12 protein-coding genes are annotated in these 14,750 nt (G+C 67.1%); 10 read left to right on the top strand and 2 right to left on the bottom strand.

From position 1 onward, the window contains the following. Window positions 1–201: 201 nt before the first annotated feature. The 8 genes from C7389_RS16280 (at window position 202) to C7389_RS16315 (ending at window position 9,013) form a co-directional block, all read left to right on the top strand. Window positions 202–789, top strand: a complete 588-nt coding sequence (locus tag C7389_RS16280; protein ID WP_133593404.1) for a pseudouridine synthase — start codon at window positions 202–204, stop codon at window positions 787–789. Between the two features lie 124 nt (window positions 790–913). Then, window positions 914–1,282, top strand: a complete 369-nt coding sequence (locus C7389_RS16285) for a DUF192 domain-containing protein (protein ID WP_211168232.1) — start codon at window positions 914–916, stop codon at window positions 1,280–1,282. 184 nt (window positions 1,283–1,466) lie between these two features. Continuing rightward, window positions 1,467–2,609, top strand: coding sequence for a flagellar biosynthesis protein FlhB (gene flhB, locus C7389_RS16290; RefSeq protein ID WP_133593406.1), 1,143 nt, complete (start codon window positions 1,467–1,469; stop codon window positions 2,607–2,609). A gap of 20 nt (window positions 2,610–2,629) precedes the next feature. Continuing rightward, window positions 2,630–4,747 (top strand): flagellar biosynthesis protein FlhA, encoded by a 2,118-nt coding sequence (flhA, locus tag C7389_RS16295; protein ID WP_133593408.1) that lies wholly within the window; start codon window positions 2,630–2,632, stop codon window positions 4,745–4,747. 215 nt (window positions 4,748–4,962) lie between these two features. Next, window positions 4,963–6,465: a flagellar biosynthesis GTPase FlhF gene (gene flhF / locus C7389_RS16300; protein WP_133593596.1), complete on the top strand. Its 1,503-nt coding sequence runs from the start codon at window positions 4,963–4,965 to the stop codon at window positions 6,463–6,465. 1 nt (window position 6,466) lies between these two features. Beyond that, window positions 6,467–7,270, top strand: coding sequence for a MinD/ParA family ATP-binding protein (locus C7389_RS16305; protein WP_133593410.1), 804 nt, complete (start codon window positions 6,467–6,469; stop codon window positions 7,268–7,270). A 124-nt stretch (window positions 7,271–7,394) separates the two neighbouring features. Further along, window positions 7,395–8,171, top strand: a complete 777-nt coding sequence (locus C7389_RS16310) for an RNA polymerase sigma factor FliA (RefSeq protein ID WP_133593412.1) — start codon at window positions 7,395–7,397, stop codon at window positions 8,169–8,171. A 101-nt stretch (window positions 8,172–8,272) separates the two neighbouring features. Beyond that, on the top strand, window positions 8,273–9,013 hold the full coding sequence (locus tag C7389_RS16315) for a flagellar motor protein (RefSeq protein ID WP_133593414.1): 741 nt from the start codon (window positions 8,273–8,275) through the stop codon (window positions 9,011–9,013). A 37-nt stretch (window positions 9,014–9,050) separates the two neighbouring features. On the opposite strand, the gene C7389_RS16320 is transcribed toward C7389_RS16315, so the two are convergent. Next, on the bottom strand, window positions 9,051–10,673 hold the full coding sequence (locus C7389_RS16320) for a methyl-accepting chemotaxis protein (RefSeq protein WP_162851764.1): 1,623 nt from the start codon (window positions 10,671–10,673) through the stop codon (window positions 9,051–9,053). 179 nt (window positions 10,674–10,852) lie between these two features. Between C7389_RS16320 and motD the strand changes: the two genes are divergently transcribed. Together motD and C7389_RS16330 are read left to right on the top strand one after the other, a co-directional pair. Further along, complete coding sequence (gene motD, locus C7389_RS16325; protein WP_133593418.1) at window positions 10,853–11,713, top strand: flagellar motor protein MotD; 861 nt, start codon at window positions 10,853–10,855, stop codon at window positions 11,711–11,713. 100 nt (window positions 11,714–11,813) lie between these two features. Then, window positions 11,814–12,296 (top strand): bacteriohemerythrin, encoded by a 483-nt coding sequence (locus C7389_RS16330; RefSeq protein WP_133593420.1) that lies wholly within the window; start codon window positions 11,814–11,816, stop codon window positions 12,294–12,296. 102 nt (window positions 12,297–12,398) lie between these two features. Here C7389_RS16330 and parC read toward each other — a convergent pair whose 3' ends face one another. Continuing rightward, complete coding sequence (gene parC, locus C7389_RS16335; RefSeq protein ID WP_133593422.1) at window positions 12,399–14,741, bottom strand: DNA topoisomerase IV subunit A; 2,343 nt, start codon at window positions 14,739–14,741, stop codon at window positions 12,399–12,401. Window positions 14,742–14,750: the final 9 nt, after the last annotated feature.

Below are 14,750 nucleotides of genomic sequence, written 5' to 3' on the forward strand. Positions count from 1 at the left end.
CCCAAATGTGCCCCAAGTCAGGTTCTTTGCGCGGCAAGTTTCTGATTGTGATACCTAATTAGGTGAGTTCGAATCTCACAGCCCCCGCCAAATTATGTCGCCTGGCTAGTCCGGCCAGCCTGTCCCCCGCGCGAATTCCCGCGCCCCAGCCGAGGACAAGCGCCGGCGCTGCCGCTTCATCACGATTCGAGCCTTTCTCCCGTGTCCCGGCTGATCCTGCTCAACAAGCCCTACGGCGTGCTCTGCCAGTTCACCGCCGAGCCGGGCAAGGCCACCCTGAAGGATTACGTGCCGGTGCCGGAGGTCTATGCCGCCGGGCGCCTGGACAGCGACAGCGAGGGCCTGCTGCTGCTGACCGATGACGGCGCCTTGCAACACCGTATTGCCGATCCCCGCCACAAGCAGCCCAAGACCTATCTGGTGCAGGTGGAGGGCGAGCCGGGCGATGCCGCGCTCGCCCGGCTGCGTGCCGGCGTTGACCTGGGTGACTTCATCACTCGCCCGTGTGAGGCAGGGCGGGTGGCCGAGCCGGAATGGCTGTGGCCGCGGGTGCCGCCGGTGCGTTTTCGCAAGACGGTGCCGACCACCTGGCTGGAGATCGTGCTGCGCGAGGGCAAGAACCGGCAGGTGCGGCGGATGACGGCCAAGATTGGCTTTCCGACGTTGCGGCTGGTGCGCGCGCGCATCGGCGAGTGGGCGCTGGATGGCCTTGCGCCGGGTGAGTGGCGGGAGGTGGCGGTGGCTGCCGCTTCGCCTCGGCCGCCGCGGCTTCTCTCGCGCAAGCGGTAGAATCCTGCTCTTTCCAAGGTCGGGCCAGAACATGATGAAGCGGGCAGGATGGGGCGCTTGCGCGTCCTTGGTGCTGGGGGGGATGGCGCTGCTTGTGGCCGCGCAGGTTCAGGCGCAGATGCCTATGGCCGAGCTCGGGGCGGGCATGTACCGCATCGAGGCCGAGGTGGCCTACACCATGCAGACGCGGCAGCTTGGCCTGATGAACCGGCGCAGCATGCCGGCGCAGCACGGCATGGTATTCGTGTTCCCGATGGACGCTGGCCACTGCATGTGGATGAAGAATACCTTCCTGCCGCTGTCGGTGGCCTTCCTGGATGCGCAGGGCCGCATCATCAACATCGAGGACATGCAGCCGCAGACCGAGGACAACCACTGCGCTGCGGCACCGGCGCGCTACGCCCTGGAGATGAACCTGGGATGGTTCAAGGACCGGGGCCTGAAGCGCGGCGACCAGATCCGCGGGATCGACAGGCTTCCCGAGGCGCGCTGAGCGACCTCGAAACTCTCCTGAAACGCGGCGTAAGCGGCGGCTACGGTAGCGGAACAAAGCCCGAATAAGCCGGCTTTCCCCGGTCTTTTCGGCGGCAGGACTTGTCGGACGGCGGCGATAATTGCCGCATCTCGTCCTGCGTCCGGCCTGTTGGGCGCGGGGACCTGGGTTCCCGGAGCCGGCCGTGGCCGAAGACAGCGATCTCGAAAAGACAGAAAGCGCATCACCGCGAAGGCTGCAACAAGCCCGCGAGGAAGGACAGGTTCCGCAGTCGCGGGAACTGTCTACCTTTCTCGTCACCATGACCGGCGTGCTCACGCTATGGGCGCTGGGTGGCTGGATGGCAGAGCGCATGTTCGGCATGGTGCGGCGCGCCCTCATCATCGAGCGCGAGCTGGCGTTCGATCCCACGCTGATGCTGGCCACGCTGCAGAACCTCCTGAGCGGCGCCTTGCTTACCCTGATGCCGCTGTTCCTCGTGCTGCTGATCGCCGCGGTGGGGGCGCCGATCGCGCTGGGTGGCCTGGTGTTTTCCTCCAAGGCCCTAGGGTTCAAGTTCGGCCGGCTGAATCCGCTGGAGGGCATCAAGCGCATGTTCTCGGTACATGGGCTGGCGGAAATGCTGAAGGCGATGCTGAAGGCGGCGCTGGTGGGCGGCGTGGGCAGCATGGTGCTGTGGTCACAGAAGGATCACCTGTTCGACCTCATGGCGGAGCCGCTGGAGGTGGGCATGTCCGACTTCGCCGACACGGTGATCTTCACCGCTGTGTTGATTGCCGCCAGCCTCGGTTTCCTGGCGCTGCTCGACGTTCCGTTCCAGCTCTGGCAGTACCACCGCCGTCTGCGCATGACCAAGGAAGAGGTCAAGCAGGAGTACAAGGAGCAGGAGGGCGATCCCCAGCTCAAGGGGCGCATCCGCAGCGTGCAGCGCCAGATGGCGCGCAACCGCATGATGGCCGCGGTGCCGAAGGCGGACGTGGTCGTCACCAACCCGACGCACTTCTCGGTGGCGCTGAAGTATGACGCCGAGAAGATGGGCGCCCCGGTGGTGGTTGCCAAGGGGCGTGGCGAACTGGCGTTGAAGATCCGGGAGATTGCCCAGGAACACGAGGTTCCGATGCTGGAGGCACCGCCGCTGGCGCGTGCGCTCTACACCCATTGCGAGCTGGAGGACGCGATTCCCACCCAGCTCTACACCGCGGTAGCCGAAGTCATGGCCTACGTCTATCAGTTGAACCAGTGGATGAGCCAGGGTGGGGTCAAGCCCACTCAGCCGTCCGAGCTGCCGGTGCCCGAAGGCATGGACCCGGGAGTGCCCGAAGAATGAACGCCGAGACCGCCTGAGCCATGGCCATCAACGTTCTCAACCTGCGCCGGCTGATCACGCCGGAGAACCTGCAGCCGCTGGCGGCGCCGCTGCTCATCATCATGATCCTGTCGATGATGGTGCTGCCGCTGCCGGTTTTCCTGCTGGACGTGTTCTTCACCTTCAACATCGCGGTCTCGGTCATGGTGATGCTGGTGGCGATGTACTCCAGGAAACCGCTGGATTTCTCGGTGTTCCCCACGGTGCTGCTGGTGACCACGCTGCTGCGGCTGTCGCTGAACGTCGCCTCCACCCGGGTCGTGCTGCTGGAGGGGCATTCCGGGCCGGACGCTGCAGGCAAGGTGATCGAGGCCTTCGGCCACTTCCTGGTGGGTGGCAACACCGCGGTCGGCATCGTGGTGTTCATCATCCTCACCCTGATCAACTTCGTCGTCATCACCAAGGGCGCGGGCCGGATCGCGGAAGTGAGCGCCCGCTTCACCCTGGACGCGATGCCGGGCAAGCAGATGGCGATCGACGCCGACCTCAACGCCGGCCTCATCGACGAGAAGACCGCCAAGGCCAGGCGCAAGGAAATCGCAAACGAAGCGGACTTCTACGGCGCCATGGACGGTGCCTCCAAGTTCGTGCGCGGCGACGCTGTCGCCGGCATCCTCATCCTGGTCATCAACATCCTCGGTGGTCTCTTCGTCGGAGTGATACAGCACCAGATGGAAGTGGGCGATGCCGCCCACACCTACACGCTGCTGACCATCGGCGACGGCCTGGTAGCGCAGATCCCGTCGCTGATCATCTCGGTGGCCGCCGGCCTGGTGGTGTCCCGCGTGGGAGACGACGAAGGCGACATCGGCGCGCAGGTGATCTCCCAGATTTTCGCCAATCCGCAGGTGATGGCGCTTACCGCCGGCATCATCGGCGTGCTCGGCCTCATCCCGGGCATGCCCAACTTCGTCTTCATCCTGCTGGCGGCCGGTTTCGGTTACCTGGCCTGGAGGGGATACAAGAAACAGGAGGCGGGCAGCAAGGAGGCCAAGCCGGCCGCGGCCAAGGCGGCCGCAGCAGCAGCCGCGGCCGCCCAGCCGCAGGCCGAAGTGCAGGAGGCCAGCTGGAACGATGTGGCGCCGGTGGACGTGCTCGGCCTGGAAGTGGGCTACCGCCTGATCCCGATGGTGGACAAGGGCCAGGACGGCGAACTGCTGAAGCGCATCCGGGGCCTGCGCAAGAAGTTCGCGCAGGAGGTAGGTTTCCTCGCCGCGCCGGTACACATCCGCGACAACCTGGAATTGAAGCCGAACGCCTACCGCATCGCGCTGAAGGGGGTGGAGATCGGCGGCGGCGAGGCTTACCCCGGCCAGTTCCTCGCCATCAACCCTGGCCGCGTTTCCGGCCCGCTGAACGGCCGCGAGACCAAGGACCCGGCCTTCGGCCTGCCGGCGTTCTGGATCGACGGCGGAACTCGTGAGCAGGCGCACGCCCTGGGCTATACGGTGGTGGATGCCAGCACCGTGGTCGCCACCCACCTCAACCACCTCATCCTCAACCATGCCGCCGAGCTGCTGGGTCGCCAGGAAACCCAGGCGCTGATGGACCACATCGGCAAGGAATCGCCCAAGCTCATCGAAGATCTGGTGCCCAAGCAGCTGCCAGTTTCCACCGTGCAGCGGGTGCTGCAGAACCTGCTGGAGGAGGGCGTCAACATCCGCGACATGCGCACCATCATCGAGGTCCTGGCGGAGCATGCGCCGCGCGTACAGGACCCGATCGAGCTCACCGCGAGGGTGCGCGAAGCCTTGGGCCGCGCCATCATCCAGAGCCTGTTCCCCGGCAACGCCGAAGTGCAGGTCATGGCGCTGGAGCCGGGCTTGGAGCGCATCCTGATGCAGGCCATGTCCGCCGGCAGCGAGGGCGGCGCCATCGAGCCGGGCCTGGCCGACACCCTGCTGCGCCAGACGGCGCAGATCGCCCAGCGCCAGGAGGACATCGGCCTGCCGCCGGTGCTGCTGGTGCCGGCGCAACTGCGCACCCTGCTGTCGCGCTTCCTGCGCCGCTCGGTGCCTTCGCTCAAGGTCATCTCCAACGCCGAGGTGCCAGAGTCGCGCATCATCCGCGTCACCTCGGTGGTCGGCGGCGCCGCCTGATAGTACTTTCTGCATAGCTTTCCGGTCCCGGGCAAGGCATGCCTGAGGCCGCTTCCGGCCGTCCGCGGAAAGCCGTTTGCGCTGGGGGCGACGGCAACAGGGGCGACGACGAATAAGCGGGAAAAGCGGGCTTTATTCCTGCCATCGGTCCACCTCCACGCCGCCGATAATCCGGCTGAACCTGCGCCAAAAGCGGGGTTGTTCGGAGATCCATGATGAACGTGAAGCGCTACTTTGCCCAAACCGCCCGCGAGGCCCTGCGTGCCCTCAAGGAAGAACTCGGTGCCGACGCCATCGTGCTGTCCAACAGGGCGGTGGAAGGCGGGGTCGAAATCCTGGCGCTTCCTGCCGACGCTGTCGGCGCGATGCAATCGCCCACCAAGCCGGCGGTAGCCGCGCCGGCTCCGCGTGCCCCCGCCGCGCCTGCCCCGTTCCCCTTCGACGACGACGATTTTCATGTGAGCCTGTCTGGCCTCGCCGCCGGTGCGATTCCGCGCAATGCCACTGCTGAGATGCCGCGCCGCGCCGCTGCCGAGCCGGCTGTGAGGCCCCAGGTGATCCGGCCGTTCACCCCGCCGCGTGCCGAGCCCAACGATCACATCGTCAGCCGCCGCCCGGCTGCGCCTGCGGCCGCGCTCCGCCCGGCGCCGCTGCTGGACATGCCGGAGCCACGCCCGTCCATGGAGCGTCCGCTGGCAGAACCTGTGCATCAGCCCGCTGCGACCGCGCCGGCGGCATCGCTTGCCCGCGAAGCGGAAGACGCCCGCGTGCAGGCGCTGCAGGAAACCAATGCCAGACTGATGGACGAACTCTCCGGCATCCGCGGCATGATCGAGCGCCAACTCGCCGGTTTCGCCTGGGGCGAAACCCGCCGCCATGCGCCGGCCCGTGCCACCGTCGTCGGCGAACTGCTGGAAGCCGGCTTCTCCGGCCCCACCGCGCGCAAGCTGTGCGAGGCGGTGGCCGAGGACGCCACGCCGGAGCAGGCCCGCGCCTCTGTGCGCGGCGTGCTTGACCGCCTGCTGCGCGCGCGCTCCTCCGACGATGACATCATCGACCGCGGCGGCGTCTACGCCCTGGTTGGTCCCACCGGCGTCGGCAAGACCACCACCACCGCCAAGCTGGCCGCCCGCTGCGTGGTGCGCCACGGCGCCAGCCGGCTGGCCCTGATCACCACCGATGGCTACCGCATCGGCGCCCAGGAGCAACTGCGCATCTACGGCCGCATCCTCGGTGTGCCGGTGTTCTCGGTGCGCGACGCCGCGGACCTCCGCCAGACCCTCGCCGAACTGCGCGGCAAACACATGGTGCTGATCGACACCATGGGCATGAGCCAGCGCGACAAGGCGGTGGCCGAGCAGGCCGCCATGCTCACCGGCGCCGGCGACGTGCGCCGCCTGCTGCTGTTGAACGCCACCTGCCGCGGCGACACCCTGGACGATGTGGTGCGCGCCTACGCTGGCCCGGAACTCCAAGGCTGCATCTTCACCAAGGTGGACGAGGCGGCTTCGCTCGCACCAGCGGTGGATGTGGCGGTGCGCCGCAAGCTGGACGTCTTCTACGTGGCCAATGGTCAGCGGGTGCCGGAAGATCTGCACCTGCCCAACCGCGCCTACCTGCTGCACCGTGCCATGCGTGAGCCGGCGGCCGAATCGCCGTGGCGTCTGCAGGGCGACGAAGCCGGCCTGATGCTGGCGGCGGGCGGCGCAGGAGCCTGACATGCTGGACGGACGCGAAGATCAGGCTGCCGGCCTGCGCCGGCTGTTCCGCCGGGCGCCGCCGGTGGTGGTGGCGCTCTATGCCACCGGCCGCTACCGGGTTCACCACGCGGTGCGTGCCGCCCACCGCATCGCTGGTCAGGCAGAGCGGGTGTTGATCCTGGACGAAGCGGGCGGCGATGACGCCCTGGGCGGCATGCTCGGCCTGGCGCCGGGGCCGGACCTGCTGCAGATGCTGGATGGCCGGCTGACGCTGGCCGAACTGCTGCAGCCGATTCCCGGCCTGATGGGCAGGGTACCGGCCGCAGCCGCGGCGCTGGCGCTGCCGCTGCTGGATAACGCCCGCCGCGCCTGCCTGGTGGAGGCGCTGAAGGTGCTGCACCGGCATGCCGGCTTCGTGTTGGTGCATGCCGCACCGGATTCCGCTGCGGATCCTTCCCCCTTCGTGCACGCCGCACCGCGCCGCCTGCTGGTGGCCGAGGCCAGTGCCCCGGGTGCCACCGAGGCCTATCAGGTGATCAAGCAGCTTGCCGCTGCTGGCGCCGGCTCCTTGCACGTCGCCGTGTCCCGCGCCCGCAGCCGGGAGGAAGCAACTGCCTTCTTCGCCAGCCTGGAGGCGCTGGTACGTCGTCATGTCGGCGTGCCGCTCACATGGCTCGGTGAAGTGGAGCGCGATGACCTCGCCAACGGGCTGGCGCGCATCCCCGTGGTAGGGGGTGGCCGCGAACCGGAAGCGGCTTTCCTGCGTCAACTGGCGAAGCTGGATGGGAGCGGCGGTGTCTTGACATCGCCGCGGGAACGGTGAGCCTGTGATGCCCTTTACCTATCCCGCTGGTAATGGTGCCGCCGGTGCGGGAAAATGGCCGTCCGCGGATTCGGGCGGCGCCTCGACGGAGCGTTCCCGCCGCAAGAAGATACAGGCGAAATGGATGTACGACGCTGAGGGCAATCTCGACAAGGATCACCTGGTGACGGCCTACGCGCCGCTGGTGAAGCGGATCGCCTATCAACTGATGGTCAAGCTGCCGGCCAGTGTCGAGCCGGAAGACCTGATCCAGAACGGCATGATGGGCCTGCTCGACGCGATCAACCGTTACGAGGAAGGTCTGGGCGCGCAGTTCGAGACCTATGCGGTGCAGCGCATCCGCGGCGCCATGCTGGACGGCCTGCGCGAGAACGACTGGCTGCCGCGCAGCCTGCGCCGCGACATGCGCCGCATCGAAGGCGCCATCCACCTGCTGGAACAGCAGTTCGGCCGCGCGCCCAGCGAGACAGAACTGGCCGAATCCCTGGGCGTGCCGCTGGCGGAGTACCAGCGCATGCTGCAGGACGCTCGCGGCCATCAACTGGTCTATTTCGAGGATTTCACCGATGGCGAGGGCGAAGACTATTTCGAGCGCCACCTGGGGGAACACGAAACCAACCCGCTGGACCTGCTCGAAGACGCCGACATGCGCTCGCATCTGGTGCGTGCCATCGAGGCCCTGCCGGAGCGGGAAAAGCTGGTGATGGGCCTGTACTACGAAGAAGAACTCAATCTCAGGGAAATCGGCGAGGTGCTGGGCGTCACCGAGTCGCGCGTATGCCAGCTGCACAGCCAGGCGGTTGCCCGCCTGCGCTCGCACATGCTGGGCGGGCGCAGCGTGGTCGCCGGCGGCGGTGCCCGGCGCGGCCGTCCGCCCAAGAAACCGGCGGCCGAGGCCTGACGCGTGCCTGCCGGCTTGCGCATGTTGCGGCCGGAGGCCGTCGCGTCGGGGCTGCCGGCCCGCCAGCCTTTCCCGAGCTTGCCAACCGGAAGCCATTAAGCATGGACAGTATCAGTCTCGTCGGCCTGACGCTCGGGCTCGCCGCCATCGTGCTCGGTCAGGCGCTGGAAGGGGGGCACATCAGCTCACTGGTGCAGCCCACCGCCTTCCTCATCGTCATTGGCGGCACCCTGGGAGCGGTGATGCTGCAGAGCCCGCTGAGAATCTTCATCCAGGGCATGAAGATGGGCAAGTGGGTATTCGTGCCCCCTTCCAGCAGCCCGACGCAGGTCATCCAGCAGGTCACCAACTGGAGCCAGATCGCCCGCAAGGAAGGCCTGCTGGCGCTGGAGAACCATGTCGACCGCCTGCCCGATCCCTTCATGCGCAAGGGCCTGCAGATGCTGGTGGATGGCGTGGAGCCGGGCCGCCTGCGCGAAGTGCTGGAGGTGGAGATCGGTGCCTGGGAAGGGCAGCTGAAGCAGTGCGCGCGGATCTGGGAAGGGGCGGGCGGCTATGCGCCCACCATCGGCATCCTGGGCGCGGTGATGGGCTTGATCCATGTGATGGAGAATCTCAGCGATCCGTCCAAGCTCGGCGCCGGCATCGCGGTGGCCTTCGTCGCCACCATTTACGGCGTGGGCTCGGCCAACCTCATTTTCCTCCCCATCGCCAAGAAGCTGATGGCGCACATCGGCGTGCTGGTGGCCCAGCGCGAGATGTTTGTCGATGGGTTGGTGGGCATCGCCAATGGCGACAACCCGCGCATCATCGAAAGCCGCATGCAGGGCTACATCGTCTGAGCGCGGCATCGCTGCCGCGCCGGCGCGGTGCCGGCGGTCAGAGGCGGAAGCTGTCGATGGAGGCTTTCAGTTCGTCGGCCACGTGATGCAGGCCGTCGGCGGTGCTGGCCATGCGGCCGACCGCGGCGTGGCTCTGCTCCACCATCTCGGCGATGGTTTCCACATGGCGGGCGATCTGGTTGCTCGCCTCGCTTTGTTCCTTCACCGACTGGTTGATCTGCTCGACCTCCTCCGAGGCGCGTTCGGAGGAGCGGCTGGCGGTGCTCAGCGCGGTCGCCGCCTCGTTCATGCTTTCCCGGCTGGATTCCAGTGCCTGCAGACCGCGGTTCAGCGCCTTCTCCAGGCTGCCCGCCTGGTCGCCCAGTCCGGAGGTGATGGCGTCGATCTGGCTGGCGGACTGGCTGGATTTCTCCGCCAGCTTGCGCACTTCGTCCGCCACCACGGCGAAGCCGCGCCCCTGTTCGCCGGCCCGTGCCGCCTCGATCGCGGCATTCAGCGCCAGCAGATTGGTCTGATCGGCGATCTCCCGCACCTGCTGGGTCATGGCCGCGATGTCGCGGGCGTTGTGGATGAAATCCTGGGCCGTCTCGGTCACGGTGTTCATCATCGCGGTCGATTCGTCGATGGAGCCGGCCAGGGAGGCCAGCTTGGCCTCCGCCAGCCGCGCCTCGCTGGCGCCGGTGCGGGAGAGTTCGCTGACCCTGCCGGCGTTGTCGCTGATGCTCTGGATGGAGAGGGTGACTTGCTCCACGGTCGCCGCGGTGGAGGCCGCCACTTCGGATGTCGCGGCAGCGGAAGAAGCTACGCTGCGGCTCTCGCCGGCCAGCCCGCCGGCGCCTTCGTCCACCTGTTTCACCGATGCGGCCACGCGCTGGATCAGCGCGCCGAGGTCGCGGCGTATGGTTTCCGCGCTGGTGGCGATACGGCCAATCTCGTCGCGGGTGCGGGCGCGCACCGGCTGGCTGAAATCGCCGCGGGCGAGGGACTGCAGTGCCCGCTCCAGTTCCTCGGCCGGCTGGGTGATCTGCTGGCGCAGCAGCCACAGAAAAATGCCGAAGGCGAGCACGCAGGCGGCCGCCATCAGCCCGACGCTGATGGCGACGATGCGGTTCGAACTGTGGTCTATCGCCTTGGTGCGCATGTCGATGTAGCTCACCATCGCACCCACCAATTGGTCGAGCAGGGCGCTGGAATTGGCATCCGCGCCCCGCACGTTCTCTTCGAGGTCGTAGAGGTTGAAGTCGATCTTGTAGTCGTTCAGCGCCGCCTGGTAGGTCTGGCTGAGCGTGGAGTGGGCGCGACCGAACTCGGCGACGATCTCCCGGATCCGGGCATTGTCGACGGTGGCGAGGCGGTCGACCTGGGCGCGGACCTCCTTCTCCCGGGCGAGGAAGGTGTTCCAGTGCTGGGCCTGCGCCTGGGCGTCGGTGATGCGCAGCAGGGTGTTCTTCCACTCCAGCAACTGGCCGTTGTAGGTGGCCTTGCTCTCCAGCACCGAGGCCCGCTGGTTCTGCAGTTCGGCGACTTCGCCGGAAGTCAGCCGGTTGATCGACTGGTATTGCAGGAACAGGCCGATGCCCGCGGCCAGCAGCACCAGCGTCGTGCCGCCGCCGCAGATGAGCAGGAGCTTGTTGCGCACGCTATTGAAGATGAAGTCCATTTTTCGGCCTCGGAGGACGCTTTCCGTTATCACTATATACGGCAGCGTCAGCCCCGCCTTGAGGCGGCGGTATTGCATTTGCCGCCGGGCTGTGCCGTTCTTCGTTGCCTGGCGCCGTGGCGCCGTCATTAAAGGAATGCGGCGTTTGTCCGTAGAATGCCCCCAAACGGAGCCCAGCCATGCCACGCAGAAGACGCCAGGAAGAGGAACACGAGAACCACGAGCGCTGGCTCGTCTCCTATGCCGATTTCATCACGCTGTTGTTCGCCTTCTTCGTCGTGATGTACTCGCTGTCGTCCATCAACGAAGGCAAGTACCGGGTGTTGTCGGACTCGCTGGTACAGGCCTTCCGCAACATCAACGTGCAGGACGAGGGCGGCCAGCAGATCGTGCTGCCGCAGATCAGCGCCGTATCGCCGGCCTTGCCGGCGCCGGCCGCGGCACCGGCGCGCACGCCTGAGCAGGAGGCGGCGGAGGCCAGGCGGCAGCAGGTGGCGCAGCGCATGCGCAACATGGCGGATGAAATCCGGCGCGTGCTGGAGCCCCTGACGCGGGGCGGACAGGTGAGCGTTTCCGAGGGCGCCTTCGGCATCACCGTGGAGATCAACGCCAGCGTGCTTTTCGCGCCGGGCGACGCGATGCTGGGCGCGCCGGCGGTGTCCGCGCTGCGGGCGGTGGCAGACGTGCTGGCAGGGGCGGACTTCCCGATCACCATCGAGGGCCACACCGACAACACGCCGATCAACACCTTCCGCTTCCCCTCCAACTGGGAGCTCTCCGCGGTGCGTGCCTCCTCGGTGGTGCGGCTGTTCGTCGACGCCGGCGTGCAGCCGGAGCGGCTGACAGCGGCCGGTTATGCCGACCAGCGGCCGGTGGCAGCCAATGACACCGAAGAAGGCCGCTCGCGCAACCGGCGGGTAACGATCATGATCGAGTCGCGCATGGGCGAACCGGCTCCGGCCGCGCCGGGGCGCATTCCGCGCAACGACCCCATTCGCTCCATCCTGCCTCCTGAGCCGGCCACCACCGCCACCCCCTGACGAACGGCGTGGGCCAAAGCCGTGACCCATTGACGAGAGTCAAGGCCTTCATACGGTATGAAGCAAACAATCCATACCACACGGTATAGGAGGCAGGGCCATGGCTGATCTGTTCGAATGGAGCGATGCGTATCACGTCGGTATCGGTGACATCGACGAGCAGCACGAAGAGCTGGTTGCGTTGCTGAACCGTCTCAATGCGGCGATCCACGAGCGTCAGGGCTCCAAGGCGGTGCGGCGTACCCTGGACGAACTGGTGAACTACACCCGCGAGCACTTCGCCATCGAAGAGCGGCTGATGCGGGAGTCCGGTTACCCTGAGTATGAGGAGCACCGCAGCTACCACGAGGCGCTGATCGACCAGATCCACGCCCTGCAGGCCAAGCTGGACAAGGGCGAAACCTCCATCACTTTCGAGCTGCTGCACTTTCTGCGGGTATGGCTGATCCGCCACATCTGCGACGTGGATCAGCGCTTCGGTGGCTGGTACGTGGAGAACGGCTCCCGCCCGGCGTGGATGGAGGAGGCGCAGCGGGCCATGCGTCAGCGCCGCTGGTGGCAGTTTTGGCGCGCCCGGAGCTGAACTGCTTCCGCAGTGAAAGAAAACGAAAACGGCCGGGGTTCCCGGCCGTTTTTCATGCTGCTCCGCTTGCGGCGGTGCGTATTGCGGACAGGTGCGCCAGGATCAGCGCATGCGCTCAGGTTTGATCCTGGGCGCCAGCGGCACACCCTTGCGGGCACGGCGATGGCGCAGGGTTTCCCGTTGGGCCGGCTTGAGCTCCTGGCTGGTGGCCTTGCCGCCCCGACCCGTTCCCTCCACCACCAGCACCGCCTCGTCTGCCGGTATCGCGACGGCGGCGAGGGCTTCGCCTTCGTCCAACGCCATCACGATGACGCCTCGGCCGCCGCTCTGTACCTTCATCTCGGTGCGCGGGAACACCAGCAGGCGGCCACCTTCGGAGGCGGCGGCGATCCAGTTGCCCACCGCCTTGGCAGGCGCAAGCAGGCGTTCGCCTTTCTCCAGGCTCATGAAGGCCTTGCCGGCACGCTGGCGGCTGCTGGCATCGGTCACTGAGCAGAGGAAGCCGTAGCCTCCGCTGTTGGCAAAGAACCAGACGGTGTCCGGTGCGTCGGAGACCACTTGCGCCAGCTTGCCGCCGTCCTGGAAGTCCACCAGCGTGGTGATGGGCACGCCGTCGCCGCGGCCGCCGGGCAGCTCTGAGACCTTGATGGTATAGGCGCGGCCGTTGGTGTCGATGACGATCAGCGGCCAGGTGCTGCGGGTTTCCAGCAGTGCGAAGCCGAAGTCGCCGGCCTTGTAGGACACTGCTGCCGGGTCGATGCCGTGGCCCTGGCGGGCACGTACCCAGCCGTTGCGCGAGAGGATGACCGTCATCGGCTCGTCGGCGACGCTGAGCTCGGCGCTGGCCGCCGGGGCAACGGTTTCCAGCAGCGTGCGGCGGTCGTCGCCGTACTTCTTCGCATCCTCCTGGATTTCCTTGAGGATGAGCTTGGTCATCGCATTGCGGTTGTCCAGCAGGTGCTGCAGGCCTTCGCGCTCCTGCTTGAGCTCGGCCAGTTCCTTCTCGATCTTGAAGCCTTCCAGCCGGGCGAGCTGGCGCAGGCGGATTTCGAGGATGTCCTCCGCCTGGATCTCGCTGAGGCCGAAGGCGGAGATCAGCGCCGGCTTGGGCTCGTCCGACTCGCGGATGACGCGGATCACCTCCTCGATGTGCAGGAAGGCGATCATGCGGCCTTCCAGGATGTGCAGCCGGCGATCGACTTCACCCAGCCGGTGGCGGGTGCGCCGCTCCACCGCGTGGTAGCGGAAGTCGATCCACTCCTTGAGGATCTGCACCAGGTTCTTCTGCTGCGGCCGGCCGTCGCGGCCTATCATTGTCAGGTTCAGCGAGACCGAGCTTTCAAGGCTGGTGTGGGCCAGCAGCACCGCCATGAACTCGTCGCGGCTCTGCCGGCTGGACTTGGGCTCGAGCACGATGCGCACCGGCGACTTGTCGCTGGACTCATCGCGCACGGTATCCAGCACGCCCAGCACCAGCTGCTTGAGGTTCTTCTGCTCCTGGGAGACGTCCTTCTTGCCGGCGCGCGGCTGCGGGTTGGTGATGCCTTCGATCTCGGACAGCACCTGGGCGGTGGATACGCCGTGCGGCAGCTGCTCGACGATGACGCGCCACTGCCCGCGCGCCAACTCCTCGATGCGCCAGCGTGCGCGCATGCGCAGGCTGCCGCGGCCACTGGCGTAGGCGTCGCGGATGGCTTCCGGGGTGGAGATGAGCTGGCCACCGCCGGGGAAGTCGGGGCCGGGCAGCAGCGGCAGGACTTCGTCCAGGCCGGCTTCCGGATGGCGGATCAGATGGCAGGCGGCCTCGGCGACTTCGCGCAGGTTGTGCGGTGGAATCTCGGTGGCCATCCCGACCGCGATGCCGGAGGCGCCGTTCATCAGCACGATGGGCAGGCGGGCGGGCAGCAGCTGCGGCTCTTCGAAGGCACCGTCGTAGTTGGGGATGAAATCCACTGTGCCGCGGTCGATCTCGGACAGCAGCAGTTCGGCGATGGGCGTCAGCCGGCATTCGGTGTAGCGCATGGCCGCGGCGGAATCGCCGTCGCGCGAGCCGAAGTTGCCCTGGCCGTCCACCAGCGGATAGCGCAGCGAGAAGTCCTGGGCGACCCGCACCATGGCGTCGTACACCGAGCTGTCGCCGTGGGGGTGGTATTTACCGATGACGTCGCCGACCACGCGGGCGGACTTCACATGCTTGGATTGCGCGCTCAGGCGCATCTCGTTCATCGCATGCAGGATGCGGCGCTGCACCGGCTTGAGGCCGTCTTCCACCTGGGGCAGGGCGCGCGAGCGCACCACGCTCATCGCATAGGCGAGGTAGGCGCGCTCGGCGTAGCGGTCCAGCGGCAGCGCGCCGTCGTCGAGTTCGCCGGAAACCGGGGTTTCGGGCGGGGGGGGAGCCGGGGGCGTTGCGGCGTCGAACAGATCGAGGGAATCGTTACTCATCGGAGGTGA

Source organism: Azoarcus indigens (assembly GCF_004361735.1).
GTDB lineage: Bacteria > Pseudomonadota > Gammaproteobacteria > Burkholderiales > Rhodocyclaceae > Azoarcus > Azoarcus indigens.

Bases quoted from the DNA above. Each gene is read 5' to 3' on its own strand.
- flhF (WP_133593596.1), top strand. From the start codon at position 4,963: ATGAACGTGAAGCGCTACTTTGCCCAAACCGCCCGCGAGGCCCTGCGT.
- C7389_RS16330 (WP_133593420.1), top strand. From the start codon at position 11,814: ATGGCTGATCTGTTCGAATGGAGCGATGCGTATCACGTCGGTATCGGT.
- parC (WP_133593422.1), bottom strand. From the start codon at position 14,741: ATGAGTAACGATTCCCTCGATCTGTTCGACGCCGCAACGCCCCCGGCT.
- C7389_RS16320 (WP_162851764.1), bottom strand. From the start codon at position 10,673: ATGGACTTCATCTTCAATAGCGTGCGCAACAAGCTCCTGCTCATCTGC.
- C7389_RS16305 (WP_133593410.1), top strand. From the start codon at position 6,467: ATGCTGGACGGACGCGAAGATCAGGCTGCCGGCCTGCGCCGGCTGTTC.
- C7389_RS16315 (WP_133593414.1), top strand. From the start codon at position 8,273: ATGGACAGTATCAGTCTCGTCGGCCTGACGCTCGGGCTCGCCGCCATC.
- flhA (WP_133593408.1), top strand. From the start codon at position 2,630: ATGGCCATCAACGTTCTCAACCTGCGCCGGCTGATCACGCCGGAGAAC.
- C7389_RS16310 (WP_133593412.1), top strand. From the start codon at position 7,395: ATGTACGACGCTGAGGGCAATCTCGACAAGGATCACCTGGTGACGGCC.
- C7389_RS16285 (WP_211168232.1), top strand. From the start codon at position 914: ATGGCCGAGCTCGGGGCGGGCATGTACCGCATCGAGGCCGAGGTGGCC.
- motD (WP_133593418.1), top strand. From the start codon at position 10,853: ATGCCACGCAGAAGACGCCAGGAAGAGGAACACGAGAACCACGAGCGC.